Source organism: Streptomyces sp. NPDC025273, assembly GCF_040638585.1.
In the GTDB taxonomy this organism is placed as follows: domain Bacteria; phylum Actinomycetota; class Actinomycetes; order Streptomycetales; family Streptomycetaceae; genus Streptomyces; species Streptomyces cinereorectus.
Genome location: NZ_JBEZYP010000016.1, coordinates 29,585 through 49,969, shown reverse-complemented (window position 1 = coordinate 49,969; position 20,385 = coordinate 29,585). Strand labels below are relative to the sequence as shown.

General features: G+C 72.0%; 18 protein-coding genes. 13 read left to right on the top strand and 5 right to left on the bottom strand.

Translation table 11 applies throughout. The annotated features are described in order from the left end of the window. Positions 1–10 precede the first annotated feature (10 nt). On the bottom strand, positions 11–1,330 hold the full coding sequence (hmgA, locus tag AB0F38_RS24140) for a homogentisate 1,2-dioxygenase (RefSeq protein ID WP_361897029.1): 1,320 nt from the start codon (positions 1,328–1,330) through the stop codon (positions 11–13). A 353-nt stretch (positions 1,331–1,683) separates the two neighbouring features. On the opposite strand from hmgA, the gene AB0F38_RS24135 reads away from it, so the two are divergent. The 8 genes from AB0F38_RS24135 to AB0F38_RS24100 all read left to right on the top strand — a co-directional run bounded on the left by AB0F38_RS24135 (position 1,684) and on the right by AB0F38_RS24100 (position 11,344). After that, on the top strand, positions 1,684–2,058 hold the full coding sequence (locus tag AB0F38_RS24135; RefSeq protein ID WP_361897026.1) for a PadR family transcriptional regulator: 375 nt from the start codon (positions 1,684–1,686) through the stop codon (positions 2,056–2,058). Continuing rightward, the gene (locus AB0F38_RS24130) at positions 2,055–2,654 is read left to right on the top strand and encodes a hypothetical protein (protein WP_361897023.1); all 600 of its coding nucleotides are present in this window, start codon (positions 2,055–2,057) and stop codon (positions 2,652–2,654) included. The genes AB0F38_RS24135 and AB0F38_RS24130 overlap by 4 nt, the downstream gene beginning before the upstream one ends. 214 nt (positions 2,655–2,868) lie before the next feature. Further along, the gene (locus tag AB0F38_RS24125) at positions 2,869–3,495 is read left to right on the top strand and encodes a TetR/AcrR family transcriptional regulator (protein WP_361897020.1); all 627 of its coding nucleotides are present in this window, start codon (positions 2,869–2,871) and stop codon (positions 3,493–3,495) included. 197 nt (positions 3,496–3,692) lie between these two features. Further along, positions 3,693–5,870 (top strand): molybdopterin oxidoreductase family protein, encoded by a 2,178-nt coding sequence (locus AB0F38_RS24120; protein ID WP_361897017.1) that lies wholly within the window; start codon positions 3,693–3,695, stop codon positions 5,868–5,870. Positions 5,871–5,991: 121 nt separating this feature from the next. Continuing rightward, a complete protein-coding gene (locus AB0F38_RS24115) occupies positions 5,992–7,425 on the top strand; it encodes a citrate:proton symporter (RefSeq protein WP_361897014.1) in 1,434 nt (477 codons plus the stop codon). Continuing rightward, complete coding sequence (locus tag AB0F38_RS24110; protein ID WP_361897011.1) at positions 7,425–8,672, top strand: MFS transporter; 1,248 nt, start codon at positions 7,425–7,427, stop codon at positions 8,670–8,672. Before AB0F38_RS24115 ends, AB0F38_RS24110 begins: the two co-directional genes overlap by 1 nt. A gap of 166 nt (positions 8,673–8,838) precedes the next feature. Next, a complete protein-coding gene (locus tag AB0F38_RS24105; RefSeq protein WP_361897008.1) occupies positions 8,839–10,233 on the top strand; it encodes an aldehyde dehydrogenase family protein in 1,395 nt (464 codons plus the stop codon). Positions 10,234–10,264: 31 nt separating this feature from the next. Continuing rightward, a complete protein-coding gene (locus AB0F38_RS24100; protein WP_361897005.1) occupies positions 10,265–11,344 on the top strand; it encodes a Zn-dependent alcohol dehydrogenase in 1,080 nt (359 codons plus the stop codon). A 31-nt stretch (positions 11,345–11,375) separates the two neighbouring features. On the opposite strand, the gene AB0F38_RS24095 is transcribed toward AB0F38_RS24100, so the two are convergent. Further along, positions 11,376–12,332, bottom strand: a complete 957-nt coding sequence (locus AB0F38_RS24095; RefSeq protein ID WP_361897002.1) for a DMT family transporter — start codon at positions 12,330–12,332, stop codon at positions 11,376–11,378. A gap of 112 nt (positions 12,333–12,444) precedes the next feature. After that, positions 12,445–13,149: a TetR/AcrR family transcriptional regulator C-terminal domain-containing protein gene (locus tag AB0F38_RS24090; protein WP_361896999.1), complete on the bottom strand. Its 705-nt coding sequence runs from the start codon at positions 13,147–13,149 to the stop codon at positions 12,445–12,447. 65 nt (positions 13,150–13,214) lie between these two features. Here AB0F38_RS24090 and AB0F38_RS24085 point away from each other — a divergent pair, with 65 nt between their 5' ends. From AB0F38_RS24085 to AB0F38_RS24075, 3 genes are all read left to right on the top strand, one after another. Beyond that, positions 13,215–14,366, top strand: coding sequence for an acyl-CoA dehydrogenase family protein (locus AB0F38_RS24085; protein WP_361896996.1), 1,152 nt, complete (start codon positions 13,215–13,217; stop codon positions 14,364–14,366). Between the two features lie 101 nt (positions 14,367–14,467). Further along, positions 14,468–14,758 (top strand): YiaA/YiaB family inner membrane protein, encoded by a 291-nt coding sequence (locus AB0F38_RS24080; RefSeq protein WP_329212709.1) that lies wholly within the window; start codon positions 14,468–14,470, stop codon positions 14,756–14,758. An 85-nt stretch (positions 14,759–14,843) separates the two neighbouring features. Continuing rightward, positions 14,844–15,467, top strand: coding sequence for a TetR/AcrR family transcriptional regulator (locus AB0F38_RS24075; protein WP_361896992.1), 624 nt, complete (start codon positions 14,844–14,846; stop codon positions 15,465–15,467). A gap of 50 nt (positions 15,468–15,517) precedes the next feature. Here the strand turns inward: AB0F38_RS24075 and AB0F38_RS24070 are convergent, their stop codons facing one another. Further along, complete coding sequence (locus tag AB0F38_RS24070; RefSeq protein ID WP_361896989.1) at positions 15,518–15,979, bottom strand: MaoC family dehydratase; 462 nt, start codon at positions 15,977–15,979, stop codon at positions 15,518–15,520. 165 nt (positions 15,980–16,144) lie between these two features. Here AB0F38_RS24070 and soxR point away from each other — a divergent pair, with 165 nt between their 5' ends. Further along, complete coding sequence (gene soxR, locus AB0F38_RS24065; RefSeq protein WP_361896986.1) at positions 16,145–16,618, top strand: redox-sensitive transcriptional activator SoxR; 474 nt, start codon at positions 16,145–16,147, stop codon at positions 16,616–16,618. A 73-nt stretch (positions 16,619–16,691) separates the two neighbouring features. Here the strand turns inward: soxR and AB0F38_RS24060 are convergent, their stop codons facing one another. Then, positions 16,692–17,303 carry a hypothetical protein gene (locus AB0F38_RS24060; protein ID WP_361896983.1) on the bottom strand — a complete coding sequence of 204 codons (612 nt, stop codon included), beginning with the start codon at positions 17,301–17,303 and terminating at the stop codon, positions 16,692–16,694. 221 nt (positions 17,304–17,524) lie between these two features. On the opposite strand from AB0F38_RS24060, the gene AB0F38_RS24055 reads away from it, so the two are divergent. Then, entirely contained in the window at positions 17,525–20,353 is a 2,829-nt protein-coding gene (locus tag AB0F38_RS24055; protein ID WP_361896980.1) for a penicillin acylase family protein, read from the top strand. Positions 20,354–20,385 lie beyond the last annotated feature (32 nt).

The window sequence follows — 20,385 nt, the reverse complement described above, 5'->3', positions numbered from 1 at the left end:
GCCGCGGGTCTCACGGCCGGAAGTTGCGGCTCAGACCCTGCCATACGTCGTCGTACCCGCGCTGCAGATGGCCCGCACCCGCCGCCTGGGCGGTCGCCGTGACCGGCCAGCGGGTCTCGAACATGAACGCCAGCCCGTCGTCGACCTTCTGCGGCTTCAGCTCCGCCGCGCTCGCCCGGTCGAAGGTCTCACGGTCGGGGCCGTGCGCCGACATCATGTTGTGCAGCGAACCGCCGCCCGGGACGAAACCGCCCGCCTTGGCGTCGTACGCGCCCTCGATCAGGCCCATGTACTCGCTCATCACGTTGCGGTGGAAGTACGGCGGGCGGAAGGTGTCCTCGCCGACCAGCCAGCGGGGGGCGAAGACGACGAAATCGATCCCTGCCAGACCCGGGGTGTCGGAGGGCGAGGTCAGGACCGTGAAGATCGACGGATCGGGATGGTCGTAGCTGATGCTGCCGAGGACGTTGAAACGGCGCAGGTCGTAGACGTACGGCGTGTGGTTCCCGTGCCAGGCGACGACGTCGAGCGGCGAGTGGCCGTACGTCGCCGACCAGAGGTTCCCGCAGAACTTGTTGACCACCTCGACGGGACCCTCGCGGTCCTCGAACGCCGCCACGGGTGCCAGGAAGTCCCGCGCGTTGGCCAGGCCGTTGGCGCCGATCGGGCCCAGGTCGGGGAGGACGAACGGCTGCCCGTAGTTCTCACAGACGTAGCCGCGGGCGGTGGTGTCCAGAAGCTCGACGCGGAAGCGGACACCGCGCGGGATCAGCGCCACGTGGCCCGGTTCGGCGCGCAGCAGACCCAGCTCGGTGCGGAGCAGCAGGCCACCGTGCTCGGGGACGATCAGGAGCTCGCCGTCGGAGTCGCTGAACACCCGGTCCGTCATGGAGGAGTTCGCGCTGTAGAGGTGCACGGCCATGCCGGTGCGCTGCGCGGCGTCGCCGTTGCCGCCCAGCGTCCAGAGGCCGGTCAGGAAATCCGTACCGGGTGCGGCGTCGGGGAGCGGGTCCCAGCGCAGCCGGTTGGGGTCGGGGACCGTCTCGGTGAACGGGGCGGTGCGCAGCGTGCCGTTGTCGATGCGGACGAAGGCGGGGTGGGCCGCCGAGGGGCGGATCCGGTAGAGCCAGGACCTGCGGTTACGGGCCCGGGGTTCGGTGAAGGCCGAGCCGCTGAGCTGTTCCGCGTACAGCCCGAGCGGGGCGCGCTGCGGCGCGTTGCGCCCGTGGGGCAGGGCGCCGGCGACGGCCTCCGAACTGTGCTCGTTGCCGAAACCGGTCCCGTAGTGAAGTTCTTCCGCGGTCTTCCTCGCCTGCTCGATGCCGCTCATCATGCGCTCCCGTTGAGAAAAGGAATCCTGTGGATCCCCTGACGAAGAATCCTATGGACAACCGTAGGAATCGAATCGCGGCCCGTCAACGGCATACGTGGCGCACTCGGGTGTCACGGCGGACGCGGAGGGGCGGGAGGACTCCTGGAGCGGGGGGTGAGGTGAGCGGCCCACGGAGTGCCGGACCCGCGGCGGAGCCCGGAGCCGTCTCCGGTCCGCGGGTCCGTCACCTCACGCGCCTGATCACGGCCTGCCGGTGAACCGGAAGACCGGGAGCACCGGCGCGACCCACGGGTCGGAGGAATCCACCCTCCCCTTTCCGTTCTCTTGCTCCACCAGGTATCTTGCATCGCATGGAACCAGGTGATTCGACCAAGCAGGCCCGGGCGGCCGCCCAGCTGCGCAAGGGCGTCCTGGAGTACTGCGTCCTCGCCCTGATGCGGGACCGCCCCCGCTACGGAGTGGAACTCCTCCAGGCCCTGCAGGACTCCGGTGCCCTGGCCACCAGCCAGGGCACGGTCTACCCGCTGCTCTCCCGGCTCCGCCGCGACGACCTGGTCACCACCACCTGGCAGGAGTCCGCCTCCGGACCACCCCGCCGCTACTACGCGCTCACCGACAGCGGCCGGGCCGCACTCGACGAGTTCACCCGCGTCTGGCCCGGCTTCCGCAACGCCGTCGACGCCTTCCTGACCACCCCGCACCCCTCCACCGGAGACCCCGCATGAAGACCTCTGCCGATCCCGTACGCGACTACCTCCGCGCCGTCGAGCGCGAGGCCTGCGCGCTTCCCGCCGACCGTCGCCAGGAACTCCTCGCCGACCTCGCCGAACACATCGAGGTCACGCGCGCCGAACGTCCCGATGCCGCGATCGGCGACATCCTGGCGGAGCTGGGGGACCCCCGCGCGATCGCGGCGACGGCGCTGGCCGAGGCGGGGAACGGGGCCGCCGGGGCCCCGGCCCGGGGCGGTGCCGGCGCACCCGCCCGGCGCGGCAAGGTGCACCCGCTGGTCCCGCTCCTGATGCTCACCCTGCCGTTCCTCGTCGCGGCGGCCCTCCCCGAGGTCCCTGCCGCGCAGTTCTGCAGCACCTTGTTCCGCGTCATCGGCGCGGTGCTGCTCTGCACCTCGGTGCACTGGACCTCTGTCCAGAAGACCACCGGCGTTCTGCTCGCGGCCGTCCTGCCGACCGTCGCCATCAGCATCTGGGTCTCGTCCGGCGCCGCCCCGGGCGACGACACCCTGGCCCACCTGGCCAACCTGGCGACGCTCGTCCTGCTGGCCGGTACGGCAGCATGGCTCTGGCGGGTCCGTCGCGCCTGAGGCGTCGTTTCCGGTCCGCGGGTGGTCAAGAGCCGCTGGGCGACCGGTGCCGGAGGGTGCCGGTCAACGGGTGACGCGGCGGGTCATGAGGGTGGCGGCCCAGGTGATGAGGGCTCCGGAGTCTCTCCGGTCTGCCCGGAGCCCTCCGCCACACCTTGGCCCGGGCCGCCGGCCCCTGATCGGTCCGGGCCCGGCAACGACTGCGCACGGCATCATGGTGCGCGTGTCCCCTACGCCTACGAACCTCCGGCGCGTCCCGGTGCAGCAGCGCAGCGCCGACCGCCTGGCCCGGATCCTCGACGCCGGTGCCGGACTGCTCGACGAGACCGGGTACGAACAGCTCACCACCCGGGCGGTGGCCGATCGTGCCGGAGTGCCCATCGGCTCCGTCTACCGCTTCTTCCCCAACAAACGGGCCTTGGTCGACGCCCTGGCCGAGCGGAACCTGGACCTCTACGCCGAGCGGATCGTCGGCCGTCTCGCGGTCATCCCGGCGCAGGAGTGGAGCGCGGCCATCGACGCCGTACTCGACGAGTACCTGGCCATGAAACGCTCCGTCCCCGGCTTCGCCCTCGTCGACTTCGGCCCGCCCGTCCCGGTCGCCGATCCGCTCGACGACGCGAACCAGCGGGTCGCGGAACGGCTGACCACCCTGCTCTCCGGCCACCTCGGCCACCGCTCCGGGACCGACGAGGCTCTGCTCCGGACGGTCCTGGTCTGCGTGGAGGCCGCCGACGCGCTGCTCCGGCTCGCCTTCCGCGCGGACCCGTCGGGAGACCCGGCACTGATAGCCGAGACCCGCCTCCTGCTCCAGGCCTATCTGGCCCGGGTCCTCGACTGACCCCACCCGCGGGTGGGGCGGCTGCGGCCGGCCGGAGCGTCCCCGCCCGGCCGGAGCAGGAAGGGGCGCCCACACCCTCGCCACCATCCGTACCGGTCGGTATGCTCGGTCCGGCCGGGAGCCGCGCCCGCTGTGCGGGCCGCGGCCCACCGTCGCACGCCCGCGCGCCACCGCTGTCGCCGCCCCGGGGAGGGCCCATGTCCCACGATTCCCGCACCGCTCTGCGCGTCTGTCCGCTCTGCGAAGCCACCTGCGGACTCACCCTCACCGTCGAGGGGACCACGGTCACGGGAGCCCGGGGTGACCGCGAAGACGTCTTCAGTCAGGGGTTCATCTGCCCCAAGGGTGCGTCCTTCGGCGGCCTCGACGCCGACCCCGACCGGCTGCGCACCCCGCTCGTGCGCGAGGACGGCGTGCTGCGCGAGGCGACCTGGGACGAGGCCTTCGACCTGATCGCCGCGAAGGTCCCGGCACTGGCCGAGGAGTACGGCAAGCAGGCGGTCGGCGTCTACCTGGGCAACCCCAACGTGCACACGATGGCCGGGGCGCTCTACCCGCCGCTGCTGCTGTCCACGCTCGGCACCCGCAACGTCTTCACCGCCAGCACCCTGGACCAGATGCCCAAGCACGTCTCCAGCGGACTGCTCTTCGGCGACCCCCACGCCATCCCCGTACCCGACCTGGACCGCACCGCCCACCTACTGCTGATCGGTGCCAACCCGCTCGAGTCCAACGGGAGCCTCTGCACCGCCCCCGACTTCCCGGGCAAGCTCAAGTCGCTGCGCAGGCGCGGCGGCACCCTCACGGTCGTCGACCCGCGCCGCACCCGCACCGCGCGTCTCGCCGACCGCCACGTCGCCATCCGGCCCGGCGCCGACGCCCTCCTGCTCGCCGCGCTCGCCCAAGTACTCGTCGACGAGAAGCTCGCCGACCCCGGCGCGCTGTCCGACCACCTCGACGGCTACGACGAACTGGCCGACGCGATCGCCGACTTCACCCCCGAAGCCGTGGCCGCCACCTGCGACATCGACGCCGGCACCATCCGGACGATCGCCCGCGAACTCGCCGCCGCCCCCGCCGCGGCCGTGTACGGGCGCATCGGCAGCTGCACCGTCGAACACGGCACCCTCGCCAGCTGGCTCGTCGACGTACTCAACGTCCTCACCGGCAACCTCGACCGCCCCGGCGGCGCGCTCTTCCCGCTCTCCGCCACGGCCCGCGCACCCCGCCCCGCCGCCCCCGGCAAGGGTTTCGCACTCGGCCGCTGGAGGAGCCGGGTCTCCGGCCACCCCGAGGCCAAGGGTGAACTGCCCACCGCCGCGCTCGCCGAGGAGATCGAGACACCCGGGGAGGGGCGGATCCGCGCCCTGATCGTCGTCGCGGGCAACCCGGTGCTCTCGTCCCCCGACGGGGACCGCCTCGACCGGGCACTCGACGGCCTCGACTTCATGGTGAGCGTCGACCCCTACCTCAACGAGACCGCACGCCACGCGGACGTGGTGCTGCCCCCGCCGCCGCCCTCGCAGAGCGCCCACTTCGACTTCGCCTTCAACTCCTTCGCCGTCCACGACCAGGTCCGCTACAGCCGTCCCGCCGTGCCCCTGGAGGACGGCAGGATGGACGAGAGCGAGATCCTCGCCCGCCTCGTCCTCGCCGTCGGCGGTATGCACGGCGCACCACCCGAGTCGGTCGACGACCTGGTCATCGACAGCACGCTCACCAAGGCCGGGGCCCCCGGGACGCTCGCCGACGGGCTGACCGGCAGCACCGGGGCCGAGCGGCGCCTCGACCTGATGCTGCGGCTCGGCCCGTACGACCTCAGCCTGGAGCAGCTCCTCGCGCATCCGCACGGCATCGACCTCGGCCCGCTGAAGCCGCGCCTGCCGCAGGTGCTCAAGACCCGCAGCGGTCGCATCGAGCTGCTCCCCGCGCCGATCGCCGCCGACCTGCCCCGGCTGCGGGCGGCACTCGACGCGGGGCCCACGGGGCTCGTCCTCGTCGGCCGCCGCCATCTGCGTTCCAACAACAGCTGGATGCACAACGTCGCCTCCCTGCGCGGCGGCTCGAACGTCTGCACGCTGCAGATCCACCCCGACGACGCGGCCCGCATCGGACTCGCCGACGGCGACACCGCCCGCATCACCGCGGCGGGCGGTGAGGTCGAGGCGCCGGCCGAGATCACCGACGCCGTCCGGGCCGGAGTCGTGAGCCTTCCGCACGGCTGGGGGCACAGCCGTCCCGGCACCCGCATGTCCGTCGCGGAGGCGGAACCGGGAGTCAACGTGAACCAGCTGCTCGACGGCACCCTCATGGACCCGCTGTCCGGCACCTCGGTGCTCAACGCTGTGCCGGTCTCCATATCACCAGCTCGCTGACCTGGTGTTTTGCTCGTATTGCTCACACGTCAACATCTTGTGAACGCTGCGAGGGGACCCCTAACGTCATCCGAACCGCCGGCCTCGGTGCGAGTTCAAAGGTGAACGTTAGGTATCCCACATGCTGACAGTCCTCGGATTTGCCATGATCGCGACCTTCCTGGTCCTGATCATGATGAAGAAGATGTCGCCGATCGCGGCGCTGGTCCTGATCCCCGCACTCTTCTGCGTCGCCGTCGGGCAGGGCGCGAAGCTCGGCGACTACGTCATCGAAGGCGTCGGCACCCTCGCGCCGACCGCGGCGATGCTGATGTTCGCCATCGTCTACTTCGGTGTGATGATCGACGTCGGCCTCTTCGACCCGATCGTCCGCGGCATCCTGCGCTTCTGCAGGGCCGACCCGATGCGGATCGTCATCGGCACCGCGCTGCTCGCCGCGATCGTCTCGCTGGACGGCGACGGCTCCACCACCTTCATGATCACCGTCTCGGCCATGTACCCGCTCTACAAGCGGCTGAAGATGAGCCTGGTCGTGATGACCGGTATCGCCGCCACGGCCAACGGCGTCATGAACACCCTGCCCTGGGGCGGCCCCACCGCCCGCGCGGCCACGGCGCTCAAGCTCGACGCGGGCGACATCTTCGTCCCCATGATCCCGGCCCTGGCCGTCGGACTGCTCGCCGTCGTCCTGCTGGCGTGCGTCCTGGGCCGCCGCGAGCGCAAGCGGCTCGGCATGCTCACCCTCGACGAGGTGCTCGTGCGCGAGCCCGGGACCGTCCTCGTGGGGACGGGCGGCGGAGCGCTCGTGAAGGCCACGCCGCGGGCCGAGGGCGCCGGTGCGGGCCCGGACGGCGGCGCGGACGGGCCCCACGGGTCCGGGAAGCCGGAGGAGTCGCAGGAGCCGGACGAGGAGTTCAAGGGACTCGACCCCGACAGGTCCACGCTGCGGCCCAGGCTCTACTGGTTCAACGCCGGCCTCACCGTCGCCCTGCTGGCCGCGATGATCCTCGAACTCATGCCGATCCCGGTGCTCTTCCTGCTCGGCGCGGCCCTCGCCCTCACGGTCAACTTCCCCCACATGCCCGACCAAAGGGCCCGCCTCGCCGCCCACGCCGACAACGTCCTCAACGTCTCCGGCATGGTCTTCGCCGCCGCCGTCTTCACCGGCGTCCTCACCGGCACCGGTATGGTCGAGCACATGGCCGACTGGCTCGTCGGCGCCATCCCCGAGGCGATGGGTCCGCACATGGCCCTCGTCACCGGCCTCCTGAGCCTGCCCCTCACCTACTTCATGTCCAACGACGGTTTCTACTTCGGGGTCCTGCCCGTGCTCGCCGAAGCCGGCGCCGCCCACGGCGTCTCCCCGCTGGAGATCGCCCGGGCCTCCCTGGTGGGCCAGCCCCTGCACATGTCGTCCCCGCTCGTGCCCGCCGTCTACGTCCTGGTCGGCATGGCGAAGGTCGAATTCGGTGACCACACCAGGTTCACCGTCAAGTGGGCCGCGCTCACCTCGCTGGTGGTCCTCGGCGCCGGAATCCTCTTCGGCATCATCTGATGCCCACACCGTCACGGCCCGGCAGGGGCTGGCTGCTGCGCCTCGTCATCGCCTTCGCCTTCGCGCAGGGGGCGGTGTCGATGGCGCGGCCGGCCGTCTCCTACCGGGCCCTCTCGCTGGGGGCCGATGAGCGGGCGATCGGCGTCATCGCCGGGGCGTACGCGCTCCTCCCGCTCTTCGCCGCCGTGCCGCTGGGCCGCCGGACCGACCATGGCCGCTGCGCACCCCTGCTGCCCCTGGGCGTCGTCCTGATCACCGGGGGCTGCGCGCTCAGCGGGGGCGCGCGTTCCCTCCCCGCGCTGGCGGCCTGGAGCGGGGTCATGGGCCTGGGCCACCTCTGCTTCGTGATCGGCGCCCAGTCACTCGTCGCCCGGCAGTCCGCCCCCGCCGAACAGGACCGCGATTTCGGCCACTTCACCATCGGCGCCTCCCTCGGCCAGCTCGTCGGACCGATCGCCGCCGGATACCTCGTCTCGGAGCAGGACGGCGCCATGGCCCGTACGAGCGCCCTCGCGCTGCTCGTGTCGGCGGCCGTCGCCGCCGTCTCCTTCACCGCCCTGTGGCGCGTCGAGCACCACGGGTCCGCCGGCTCCCCGAGGCCGCCGGTGCGGAAAAGGGTCCCGGTCGGCCGGATCCTGCGGACCCGTGGCGTCCCGGCCGGCATCTTCATCAGCCTCGCCGTGCTTTCCGCCACCGACATCCTCACCGCCTACCTGCCGGTCGTCGGAGAACAGCGGGGCATCGCGCCCGCCACGGTCGGACTGCTGCTGAGCCTGCGGGCCGCCGCCACCATCGCCTGCCGGCTCGTCATGACACCGATGCTGCGCCTCCTCGGCCGGACCGCCCTGCTCACCACGACCTGCCTGCTCGGCGGGCTGCTGTGCGCGGGCATCGCCCTGCCGGTGCCCGTATGGGCGCTCGCCGTGATGCTCGCGGTGCTGGGCTTCTGCCTGGGCGTCGGCCAGCCGCTGTCGATGACCACCGTCGTCCGGGCCGCCCCCGCGGCGGCCCGCTCCACCGCGCTCGCCCTCCGGCTCACCGGCAACCGCCTCGGCCAGGTCGCGGCCCCCGCGTCGGCAGGGCTGACCGCCGGTGTCGCCGGCAGCGCCGCGCCGTTCCTGATGCTGGGCGCCCTGCTGGTCGGGGCGGCCGGACTCGGCGTGCGCGGCGGCCGGACCGCGGCTCTGCACCCCGCCCCGGCCGTGCCCCGCGCCGAGGAACCCCGCGCGCACCGGACCCCCTCCTGACGGACGGTCCCGCGCGCCGTCGACCGGATCTCGCGGCCGTGCGTGACCTGTGTCTCCAGCCGTTCCCTGGCGCCGAAAAACTAACAGCGCTAGTTTGGGGCCGGGACGGCATCCGTCCGTACGCACGGCTTCGGCGGCAGGCACAGCGAGCCCGGGAGGAACAGCCATGAAGGCGCATGACGGGATGTACATCGGCGGGGAGTGGCGGCCCGCCTTCGGCCAGGACACGATCGCGGTCGTGAACCCGGCGGACGAACAGGTCATCGGCCACGTCCCGGCGGGCACCGCCGAGGACGTCGACGCCGCGGTACGCGCCGCCCGGGCGGCGTTCCCCGGCTGGGCCGCCACCCCGCCCGCCGAGCGCGCCGCCCGCATCGGCGCCCTGCGCGACGTCATGGCCGCCCGCCAGGACGAGATCGCCGAGACGGTCACCGCGGAGCTCGGCTCGCCGCTGCCGCTGTCCCGTGCTGTGCACGCGGGCGTACCGGTGCTGGTCGCGGGCTCGTACGCCGAACTGGCCGCCGGCTACTCCTTCGAGGAGAAGCTGGGCAACTCCACGGTCCTGCTGGAGCCCGTCGGCGTCGTCGGCGCGATCACCCCCTGGAACTACCCGCTCCACCAGATCGTCGCGAAGGTGGCCCCGGCGCTCGCCGCGGGCTGCACCGTCGTCCTCAAGCCTGCCGAGGACACCCCGCTCACCGCGCAGCTCTTCGCCGAGGCCGTCCACGAGGCGGGCCTGCCGGCCGGCGTCTTCAACCTGGTCACCGGCCTCGGCACGGTCGCCGGACAGGCGCTCGCCGAGCACGAGGGCGTCGACCTGCTCTCGTTCACCGGGTCCACCGCCGTCGGCAGGCAGATCGGCGCCACGGCGGGCGCCGCGGTCAAGCGCGTCGCGCTGGAGCTCGGCGGCAAGTCGGCCAACGTCATCCTGCCCGGCGCCGACCTCGCCAGGGCCGTCAACGTGGGCGTCGCCAACGTGATGTCCAACTCCGGCCAGACGTGCAGCGCCTGGACCCGCATGCTGGTCGACGCCGAGCGGTACGAGGAGGCCGTGGCCCTCGCGTCGGCGGCCGTCGCCAAGTACGTCCCCGGGGAGCGCGTCGGCCCCGTCGTCAACGCCAGGCAGCAGGCCCGGGTGCGCGGTTACATCGAGAAGGGCATCGAGGAGGGCGCCCGCCTCGTCGCCGGAGGCCCCGAGGCCCCCAAGGAGCGGGGGTACTACGTCAGCCCCACCGTGTTCGCCGACGTCACGCCCGGCATGACCATCGCGCGGGAGGAGATCTTCGGCCCGGTGCTCTCGATCCTGCGGTACGAGGACGTGGACGACGCCCTGCGGATCGCCAACGACACCGTGTACGGGCTGGCCGGCGCCGTCTGGGGCGCCGACGACGCCGAGGCCGTGGCCTTCGCTCGCCGTATGGACACCGGACAGGTGGACATCAACGGCGGTCGCTTCAACCCGCTGGCCCCCTTCGGCGGTTACAAGCAGTCGGGCGTGGGGCGTGAGCTGGGCCCGCACGGCCTCTCCGAGTACCTCCAGACCAAGTCCCTCCAGTTCTGAGCCCCCCTCCGATCCACCGAGGAGTCTGTTCGTGGTCCGCGCCGCTGTACTGCCCGCCGTCGGAGCTCCCCTGGAGATCACCGACATCATCCTCCCGGAACCCGGTCCCGGCCGGGTGAGGATCCGCCTCGCCGCCGCGGGGGTCTGCCACTCCGACCTGTCCCTGTCGAACGGCACGATGCGGCTGCCCGTCCCCGCCGTCCTCGGCCACGAGGGAGCGGGCACGGTGCTCGCCGTCGGCGAGGGCGTCACCCATGTCGCCCCCGGCGACGAGGTCGTCCTCAACTGGGCGCCGTCCTGCGGGGAGTGCTTCCACTGCGGGATCGGCGAGATCTGGCTCTGCGCCGACGCGCTCAAGGGCGCGGCCGGCATCCACGCCCGTACCGCCGACGGCACGGAGCTCCACCCCGGGCTGAACGTCGCCGCCTTCGCGCAGGAGACCGTCGTCGCGGCGAACTGCGTGCTGCCCGCCCCGGCCGGCGTCCCGCTCACCGACGCCGCGCTGCTCGGCTGCGCGGTCCTGACCGGATACGGGGCGGTGCACCATTCCGCCCGGGTCCGGGAGGGCGAGAGCGTCGTCGTCCTCGGGATCGGTGGGGTCGGCCTCGCCGTCCTGCAGGCCGCCCGCATCGCGGGAGCGTCGAAGATCATCGCCGTCGACGTGTCGCCGGAGAAGGAGGAGCTCGCCCGCCGGGCCGGGGCGACCGACTACGTCGTCGCCTCGGACACCACCCCGCGCGCGATCCGCGGACTCACCGGCGGCCAGGGCGCGGACGTGGCCGTCGAGTGCGTGGGGCGGTCCGCCACGATCCGTGCGGCCTGGGAGTCCACCCGGCGCGGCGGCCGCACCACGGTCGTCGGCATCGGCGGCAAGGACCAGCCGGTGACCTTCAACGCCCTGGAGATCTTCCACTGGGGCCGTTCGCTCACCGGCTGCGTGTACGGCAACAGCGACCCGGCACGGGATCTGCCCGTGCTCGCCGGACACATCCGGGCCGGCCGGTTCGACCTCTCCATGATGGTGACGGAACGCATCGCGCTGGACGGCATTCCGGCGGCCTTCGAGAACATGATCGCGGGCCGGGGCGGCCGCGCACTGGTGGTCTTCTAGCTAGACCGGGCGCAGGACGGCCGGCGGCGGCTCAGGAAGCACGGGCCACCGCCGGCTCCTCGCCGTCCGCGCCCGTACGGGAGGCCGCCCGCGCCCGGGTGCGGGAGATCCCCACCCCGGCCAGGCACAGCAGCCCGCCCGCGACGGTGAGCAGCGCGGGCACCTCGCCGAGCAGCAGCCACGACATCAGCACCACCAGGGCGGGCACCGCGTACGTCGTCGCGCCCAGCCGGCCCGCCGTGGTCCTGGCCAGGGCGTAGGCCCAGGTGGTGAAGGCCAGCGCCGTCGGGAAGACACCGAGATAGATCATGTTCAGCGTCGCGGAGAGCGGCGCGCCGGCCGCCTCGGAGACCAGCACCCCGGTGAACGGCAGGCAGGCGACCGTGCCGGTCAGGCAGCCGAACGTGGTGACCTGCAGCGGTGATCCGTGCCGCAGCGCGGGCTTCTGGATGACCACCCCGCCCGCGTACGACACCGCTGCCAGCAGGCACAGCAGCACGCCTAGCACCGAGGAGCTCCCGTGCCCGGACATGGACAGACCCACCACGACGGCGCCCGCGAACGAGACCCCCATGCCCGTCAGGAGCCGGCGCGGCAGCCCTTCTCCGAGCAGCCGTGCCCCCAGCAGCGCCATCAGGATCGGCCCGATGTTCACGATCATGGCCGCCGTACCCGCGTCGACCTGCTGTTCGCCCCAGTTGAGCACCACCATGTAGAGCCCGAACCACAGCAGCCCGGACGCGATGATGCCGGGCCAGGCGGCCCGCGGCGGCAGCCCTTCGCGGCGTACGAGCAGGATCGCGCCCAGCGTCAGCGTGCCCGCGAGCAGCCGGCCCAGGGCCAGCGCGCCCGGTGAGTACGCCTCGCCCGCGCTGCGGATCGAGACGAAAGCGGAGGCCCACAGGAGCACCGTGGTGCACACGGCGGCCGGGGCACGCCAGTCCCGGACCGGTGAGGAAGCCGCAGGTGCTGCAGGTGTCGTCGTCATGGCGACGACCGTAGAGCCGGAACGCCGAGGCTCCCAGCGAATTGTCAGGACCCGTCAATCGTGGCGGGGGTGAGACCCAGGGGCCCCGGTGCGCGGCCGGGCCCGGGATGCGTCAGGAACCGTTCGGCAGGCGCCGGAGTCCGCCGGTCGCCGTCGCGTCCCGTGCGGCCGTGCCGGTCGTCACCGTCTGCTCGTACTGGAGCGCGAGGCCGTCCAGCAGGGCCCGCAGCCCCGTCTCGAAGGCGCCCTCGTCGACCTGCTGGCGTCGGTCGGCCAACAGGTGGGCCTGCCCGAGGTGGGGGTAGTCGGCGGGGTCGTAGGCGGTCTCGTCGTCGACGAAACCGCGGGCGAAGGAACCGAGCGCGGATCCGGTGATGAAGTAGCGCATCAGCGCGCCGATGTACGTCGCCTGGGCGTGCGGCCAGCCGGCCCGGACCATGGCGCCGAACACCGCGTCGGCGACCCGCAGACCGGCCGGACGTCGGCCGGGGCCCTGGGCCAGCACCGGGACGATGTGCGGGTGAGCGGCGAGCGCCGCACGGTAGGAGACGGCCCAGTCGTGCAGCGCGGCGGGCCAGTCGCGGGGGTCGGACTCCTCGAACATCGACAGGTCGACCTGGGCGGACACGGCGTCGGCGACCGCGTCGAGGATCTCGTCCTTGTTCCGGAAGTGGTTGTAGAGCGAGGGTCCGCTGACTCCCAGCTCGGCCGCGAGCCGACGGGTCGAGACGGCGTCGAGCCCCTCGGTGTCCACGAGCGCGCCGGCCGCCTCGACGATGCGGTCTCTGCTGAGGAGGGGCTTGCGCGGTCGGGCCATGCGGCACATAGTAGGGCCTGCAAGCAGAAAACTAGCAGTGCTAATTAAAAGTGGGGTGTCGCAGGATGAACCTGGAGCTGAGCGAGGAGCAGGAAGCCGTACGGCAGCTCGCCGAGGACTTCGTCGCACGGGAGGTCACCCCGCACGTCGTCGCGTGGGACCGTGCCGAGAGTGTCGACAAGTCGATCGTGAAGAAGCTGGGCGCCCTCGGCTTCCTCGGCCTCACGATCCCGGAGGAGTACGGCGGCTCCGGCGGCGACCACCTCGCCTACTGCCTGGTCACCGAGGAGCTCGGGCGCGGCGACTCCTCGGTGCGCGGCATCGTGTCCGTCTCGCTCGGCCTGGTCGCCAAGACCATCGCCTCCTGGGGGACCGAGGAGCAGAAGCGGCATTGGCTGCCGGGGCTCACCGCGGGCGACGCCGTCGGCTGCTTCGCCCTCACCGAGCCGGGCACGGGCTCCGACGCGGGCAACCTTTCCACGAGGGCCGTGCGCGACGGCGACCACTACGTGATCAACGGCTCCAAGATGTTCATCACCAACGGCACCTGGGCCGACGTCGTCCTGCTCTTCGCCCGCACCGGCGACACCCCCGGTCACCGGGGCGTCTGTGCCTTCCTGGTCCCCGCCGACAGCCCCGGTCTGACCCGGCGCACCGTCCACGGCAAGCTGGGGCTGCGCGGCCAGGCCACGGCCGAGCTGGTGCTGGAGGACGTCCGCGTCCCCGCCACCACCCTCCTGGGGCCGGAGGGCAAGGGCTTCTCCATCGCCATGTCCGCCCTGGCCAAGGGCCGGATGTCCGTCGCGGCCGGCTGCGTCGGCATCGCCCAGGCAGCCCTCGACGCCGCCGTCCGGTACGCGGGCGAGCGCGAGCAGTTCGGCAAGTCCATCGCGAGCTACCAGCTCGTCCAGGAGCTGATCAGCGACATCTCCGTGGACGTCGACGCGGCCCGCATGCTGACCTGGCGCGTCGCCGACCTCGTCGACCGCGGCAGGGACTTCGCCACCGCGGCGTCCACGGCGAAGCTCTTCGCCTCCGAGGCGGCCGTCCGCGCCGCCAACAACGCCCTCCAGGTGTTCGGCGGCTACGGCTACATCGACGAGTACCCGGTGGGCAAGCTGGTCAGGGACGCCCGTGTGATGACCCTCTACGAGGGCACCAGTCAGATCCAGAAGCTGATCATCGGCCGTGCGCTGACGGGGGTCTCCGCCTTCTGACCGCCGTCACGGCCCCGGTCCCTCCGGGGCCGTGACCACTGAGTACCGACTGAGTACGTCTACGGATGTGGCGCACGCCACCGCGCCCGATGCTGTGCAGCATGAGTGAGACAACATCGGTCAAGCAGCAGAGCACCGCCGCCTTCTACGGCCAGGCCGTCCTCTCCTTCGGAGTGGCGATGGGCGCGGTGGCCCTCGGTATCTTCTTCCTCGACGCCGACGCCTGGGTGCGCGCCTTCCTCGCCATCGGCGTTCTCTACCTCGTCACCTCGTGCTTCACCCTGGCCAAGGTCATCAGGGACCGCCAGGAGGCGGGGCAGATCATCAGCCGTGTCGACCAGGCCCGGCTGGAGAAGATCCTCGCCGAGCACGACCCTTTCCAGAAGCTCTGACGATCCCGGCCACCGGCGTCCCCTAAGCGCTTGCTCAGGTTCGCGGTATGGTGTTCGTCCTGCGAGGGGAAAGGGGCACGTGACGATGAGCACGGCGGAGGAGACCGACGGCGAGAACACGCCGTGGAGCGAGGTCACGCCCGAGGCGGCCCGGCGACTGCTCGTCGCCGCCGTCGAGGCCTTTGCCGAGCGCGGCTACCACGCGACCACCACGCGGGACATCGCCGGGCGGGCCGGGATGAGCCCGGCGGCGCTCTACATCCACTACAAGACGAAGGAAGAGCTCCTCCACCGGATCAGCAGGATCGGTCACGACCGCGCCCTGCTCCTCCTGGAGACGGCCGCCGACGGGGACGGTACGGCCGCCGAGCGGCTCGCCGGCGCCGTACGGGCCTTCGTGCGCTGGCACGCCGAGCGGCACACCACGGCCCGGGTCGTCCAGTACGAGCTCGAAGCCCTCAGCGAAGAACACCGCGCGGAGATCGTCGAACTGCGCAGGAAGAGCGACGCCGCGGTGCGCCGGATCATCAGTGAGGGCGTCCGGACGGGGGAGTTCGACGTCCCCGACGTGCCGGGCACCACACTCGCCGTACTGTCCCTCTGCATCGACGTGGCGCGCTGGTTCAACGCGCAGGGGAGCCGGACGCCGGACGAGGTCGGCACGCTCTACGCCGACCTCGTCCTGCGCATGGTCGGCCCCCGGAAGTAGGACCGGCGGCGGTCCCGCGCGCCTGTGCGGCCCTGAGGGGCGTACGCGGCTCAGAAGTAGTAGCGCGACACCGATTCGGCGACGCAGGCCGGCTTGTCGCCGCCCTCACGCTCGACCGTGACGAGGGCGGTCACCTGCACCCCGCCGCCCGCCTCCTCGACGCTCTTGAGCACGGCTGTGGCACGCAGCCGCGACCCCACCGGGACGGTCGAGGGGAAGCGGACCTTGTTGGTCCCGTAGTTGATGCCCATCTTCGCGCCCTCGACCTGAAGGATCTGCGGGACGAGCACCGGCAGCAGCGACAGCGTCAGATAGCCGTGGGCGATCGTCGTGCCGAAGGGACCGGCCGCGGCGCGCTCCGGGTCCACATGGATCCACTGGTGGTCGCCGGTCGCCTCGGCGAACTGGTCGATCCTCTTCTGCTCGACCTCCAGCCAGTCGCTGTGGCCGAGTTCCCGGCCCACCGCGTCCCGCAGCTCCTGTGCGGACGTGAAGATCTTCGGCTCTGCCATGTTCCTGGTCCCTGCCTTCCGGCTGTCAGCCCCGAGGTGCGCGCCCCGAGCGGTGTCCAAGCGCTTGCTCAGCATGGTTGGGCGGTGCGTCCCTGTCAACGACGTACCGCCCGGGTTCTCGAAGTGAGAGGCGGTGGCCGAGGGGTGCCCAGTAGGGTTCGGGGAGTGCCACAGATCCCGCAGACACTTCATGAGCTCACGGTCGGCCAGCTCTCCGCGCGCAGCGGCGCCGCCGTGTCGGCCCTGCACTTCTACGAGTCCAAGGGCCTGATCAGCAGCCGCCGCACCAGTGGGAACCAGCGCCGCTACAGCAGGGACGCCCTGCGGAGGGTCGCGTTCGTCCGCGCCGCGCAGCGGGTGGGGATCCCGCTCGCGACGATCAGGGACGCGCTCGCCGAGCTACCGGAGGAGCGCACGCCGAACCGCGAGGACTGGGCACGCCTCTCCCGTGCGTGGCGCTCGGAGCTGGACGAGCGCATCAACCAGCTGGGGCGGCTGCGCGACCACCTCACCGACTGCATCGGCTGCGGGTGCCTGTCGCTGGAGAACTGCGTGCTGTCCAACCCCGACGACGTCTCCGGTGGACGGATCACCGGGTCGCGTCTGATGCCGGAGCGCAAGGCGGCGGACCGCTCGTAGGTGCGCCCGGACCGGGCTGCGGCCGCGTCCCCGGTCACGCGGGGTGCGCCGCGGTGCGGCGCCCCCGCACTCCTCAGGCCGCCGACGCCAGATCCCTCGTTCGTACCCTCCGGGCCTTCGCCAGTGCTCCCGCGGTCAGCACGGGCCGGGGGACCGCGATCCCGCACCCCGTGCAGACCGGTCCGGACCCCGGTTCGCGGTCGAGGTCCTGCCGCCAGGCGATGCCGGTCCCCGCGCAGACCGGGCAGGCGGCGCCCGGCTCCGAGCCCAGGGCCGCGATCAGCCGGCCCAGCACCTCGGCGAGCGGTGCGGTCGGGTGGATCTCCGGGTCCTCGCAGGGGGCGACGCCGTTGCCGCCCCAGGTCCGCCGGTGCCAGTCGTCGAACGCGCCCGGCCGGCGCAGCCCGTCGTGCTTCTCGCGTCGCCGCCGCTCTGCGAAGCCCGTCTCGTACGCGAGCCAGACGGCCCGCGCCTCCTCCAGCTCCTCCAGTGCGCGGATCAGGCGCACCGGGTCGGGAGCCCGGTCCTCGGGCTCGATCCCGTGCCGGGCACACAGGTGATCCCAGGTCGCCCGGTGACCGTAAGGGGCGAATCGCTCCAGGCATTTGCGCAGCGAGTACCGCCGCAAAGCCAGATCGCCCCGCGGATCGCGGACCTGTCTCGCAAGACTCCGGAAACCGGCCATGGCACTGCCACCTCCGTCGCTCGTACTTCGGCGTCAAGGGATGGACGTACGACTGCCCGATTCGGCTCCATCGAAAGGTGAAAGCGTCCACGGATCGAGACGGTTCCCCGCAGGGCGGTGTGGCGGCGTGTGGTGATTCGGAAAAAGTGACTGGTGTTCATCTTACCGGCGTGGCCTACCGACGGTAACCTCCGGCGCATCGGCCACCCGGAGGAGCACGCATGCCCCCTCGCACCCGCACGCTCAGAGCCGCCACGGTCGCGGCTGTCCTCGCCCTCGGTACGTCCCTTCTCGCCTCGGTGCCCCAGGCCGGGGCGGCGCAGCCGGAACCCGTCGCCGTCACCGACCACTGCCAGGGCCGGTGCGCGGACATCCTGCCGCCCGGCGAGAACGGCAACGCCACCCTCGTCGAGATCCTCGGAAACAAGGCCTTCGGCACCCACCCCGCCCACAGCGACGACCAGCTCGACCGCTACAACGGCCTGGTGGCCGGTCACACGGGCCTCACCGACCAGAAGCTGACCGACTTCTTCAACGACGCCTCCTTCGGGGTCGCCGCCGACCAGGTCGAGTCCGTCACCACGCCGCGCCCGGACGTGACCATCACCCGCGACAAGAAGAGCGGCGTCCCCCACATCAAGGGCACCACCCGCTACGGAACCGAGTTCGGTGCCGGGTACGCGGCCGGGCAGGACCGGCTCTGGCTGATGGACCTCTTCCGGCACATCGGGCGCGGGCAGCTGACCTCGTTCGCCGGAGGGGCGCTCGCCAACCAGGGGCTGGAGCAGCAGTTCTGGCCACAGGCCCCGTACACCGAAGCGGACCTCGAAGCCCAGGTCGAATGGATCAGGACCACCGAGGGCGCGCGCGGTGAGCAGGCGATGAGCGATGCGCAGGCCTATGTCGACGGCATCAACGCCTACCGGGAGAAGTCCAAGAACGGCCGCTACTTCCCCGGGGAGTACGTCCTCACCGGGAAGATCGACTCCATCACCAACGTCGGGGAGATCCAGCCGTTCGAGCTGACCGACCTGATCTCGATCGCCTCGGTCGTCGGCGGACAGTTCGGCGGGGGAGGCGGCGGCGAGGTGCAGGCCGCGCTCTCCCTGCTCGCCGCCCAGCAGAAGTACGGCGTCGAGGAGGGCACCAGGGTCTGGGAGTCCTTCCGCCAGCGCAACGACCCGGAAGCGGTCCTCACCGTCCACGACGGCACCTCCTTCCCCTACGCGGGCAAACCCGGCCAGGCCCGCGGCACCGCCCTTCCCGACGCGGGCTCCGTCACCCCGGAACCGCTGATATACGACCGCACCGGCTCGGCGGGCACCAACGCGAAGGCCCCCGTCGAGGCACCGGCCGCGCTCGAGCCGCTGCAGGGCATGTACGACGACGGAGTCATCCCGGAGGGATCGCTGCCCGGATCCGGCGACGGCGCCCGGAAGCGGGGCATGTCCAACGCCCTCCTGGTGTCGGGCGAGCACACCGCGAGCGGAAACCCCATCGCCGTCATGGGCCCCCAGACCGGCTACTTCGCCCCGCAGCTGATGATGCTCCAGGAGCTCCAGGGCCCCGGTATCAGCGCCCGCGGCGTCTCCTTCGCGGGCGTCGGCATGTACGTCCAGATGGGCCGCGGCCAGGACTACGCCTGGAGCGCCACCTCGGCCGGCCAGGACATCACCGACACGTACGCCGTCGAACTCTGCGAACCGAACGGTTCCGCGCCCTCCAAGGACTCCACGCACTACCGCGACGACGGCGCCTGCACGGCGATGGAGAAGATGGAGCGCACCAACTCCTGGGAACCCACCGTGGCCGACTCCACGGCCAAGGGCTCCTACCGCATGCAGGTCTGGCGCACGGACTACGGCATCGTCACCCACCGCGCCACGGTGGACGGCAAGCCCGTCGCGTACACCTCGCTGCGCACCACCTACCGGCACGAGGCCGACTCGATCATCGGCTTCCAGATGCTCAACGACCCGGCCTACGTCACGGACGCGGCCTCCTTCCAGCGGGCGGCCAGTCACATCGACTACGCCTTCAACTGGTTCTACGCCGACTCGCGGACCGCGGCCTTCTACAACAGCGGCATGAACCCGGTGCGCGCCGCGGGAGTCGACCCGGCACTGCCGGTCAAGGCCGAGAAGGCGTACGAGTGGCAGGGCTACGACCCGGCCGCCAACACCGCCACGTACACGCCGTTCGCCGAGCACCCGCACTCCAGCGGCCAGGACTACTACATCTCCTGGAACAACCGGCAGGCCAAGGACTACGCCACCGCCGCCTTCGGCTTCGGCGCCGTCCACCGCGGCGACCTGCTCGACGACCGGGTGGCGGACCTCGTCCGGGACGGCGGAGTGACCCGTGCCTCCCTCACCCGCGCCATGGCGGAGGCGGCGGTCACCGACCTGCGCGGCGAACAGCTGCTGCCCGAGCTGCTGAAGGTCCTGCGCTCCCGGCCGGTCACCGACCCGGCGCTCGACACGGTGGTGCAGCAGCTGGACTCGTGGCGCGCGGCCGGTGCGCAGCGCAAGGAGACCAGCCCCGGATCGCACACGTACACGCATGCGGACGCGGTGCGGATCATGGACGCCTGGTGGCCGAAACTGATCGAGGCGGAATTCCGTCCGGGCCTGGGCGACGGTCTCTTCACCGCCCTGACCGGGAACCTGGCCATCGACGAGTCGCCGGCCGCGAGCCACGGGCCGAGCGGGGCGCACAGCGGCTCCGCGTTCCAGTACGGCTGGTGGGGCTTCGCCGACAAGGACCTGCGCCAGGTCCTCGGGCAGCCCGTCAAGGGGCCGCTGGCGAGGACGTACTGCGGCAACGGCGACCTGGGCGCGTGCCGCGAGGCGTTGCTCACCACGCTGAAGCAGGCGGTCGCGGTGCCCGCGGCGACGGTCTACCCGGGTGACGACAGCTGCAAGGCGGGGGAGCAGTGGTGCGGCGACGCCATCGTCCACCGCGCCCTCGGCGGGATCACGCACAAGACGATCCACTGGCAGAACCGGCCGACGTACCAGCAGGTCGTGGAATTCCCCTCCCACCGCTGACACCGCCCCAGCCGCCGGACGGGCTCGAACGC

Excerpts from the sequence above, each read along its gene's own strand:
- hmgA (WP_361897029.1), bottom strand. The coding sequence starts at position 1,330 with ATGAGCGGCATCGAGCAGGCGAGGAAGACCGCGGAAGAACTTCACTAC.
- AB0F38_RS24135 (WP_361897026.1), top strand. The coding sequence starts at position 1,684 with ATGGAACCAGGTGATTCGACCAAGCAGGCCCGGGCGGCCGCCCAGCTG.
- AB0F38_RS24130 (WP_361897023.1), top strand. The coding sequence starts at position 2,055 with ATGAAGACCTCTGCCGATCCCGTACGCGACTACCTCCGCGCCGTCGAG.
- AB0F38_RS24125 (WP_361897020.1), top strand. The coding sequence starts at position 2,869 with ATGGTGCGCGTGTCCCCTACGCCTACGAACCTCCGGCGCGTCCCGGTG.
- AB0F38_RS24120 (WP_361897017.1), top strand. The coding sequence starts at position 3,693 with ATGTCCCACGATTCCCGCACCGCTCTGCGCGTCTGTCCGCTCTGCGAA.
- AB0F38_RS24115 (WP_361897014.1), top strand. The coding sequence starts at position 5,992 with ATGCTGACAGTCCTCGGATTTGCCATGATCGCGACCTTCCTGGTCCTG.
- AB0F38_RS24110 (WP_361897011.1), top strand. The coding sequence starts at position 7,425 with ATGCCCACACCGTCACGGCCCGGCAGGGGCTGGCTGCTGCGCCTCGTC.
- AB0F38_RS24105 (WP_361897008.1), top strand. The coding sequence starts at position 8,839 with ATGAAGGCGCATGACGGGATGTACATCGGCGGGGAGTGGCGGCCCGCC.
- AB0F38_RS24095 (WP_361897002.1), bottom strand. The coding sequence starts at position 12,332 with ATGACGACGACACCTGCAGCACCTGCGGCTTCCTCACCGGTCCGGGAC.
- AB0F38_RS24090 (WP_361896999.1), bottom strand. The coding sequence starts at position 13,149 with ATGGCCCGACCGCGCAAGCCCCTCCTCAGCAGAGACCGCATCGTCGAG.
- AB0F38_RS24085 (WP_361896996.1), top strand. The coding sequence starts at position 13,215 with ATGAACCTGGAGCTGAGCGAGGAGCAGGAAGCCGTACGGCAGCTCGCC.
- AB0F38_RS24080 (WP_329212709.1), top strand. The coding sequence starts at position 14,468 with ATGAGTGAGACAACATCGGTCAAGCAGCAGAGCACCGCCGCCTTCTAC.
- AB0F38_RS24075 (WP_361896992.1), top strand. The coding sequence starts at position 14,844 with ATGAGCACGGCGGAGGAGACCGACGGCGAGAACACGCCGTGGAGCGAG.
- AB0F38_RS24070 (WP_361896989.1), bottom strand. The coding sequence starts at position 15,979 with ATGGCAGAGCCGAAGATCTTCACGTCCGCACAGGAGCTGCGGGACGCG.
- AB0F38_RS24060 (WP_361896983.1), bottom strand. The coding sequence starts at position 17,303 with ATGGCCGGTTTCCGGAGTCTTGCGAGACAGGTCCGCGATCCGCGGGGC.
- AB0F38_RS24055 (WP_361896980.1), top strand. The coding sequence starts at position 17,525 with ATGCCCCCTCGCACCCGCACGCTCAGAGCCGCCACGGTCGCGGCTGTC.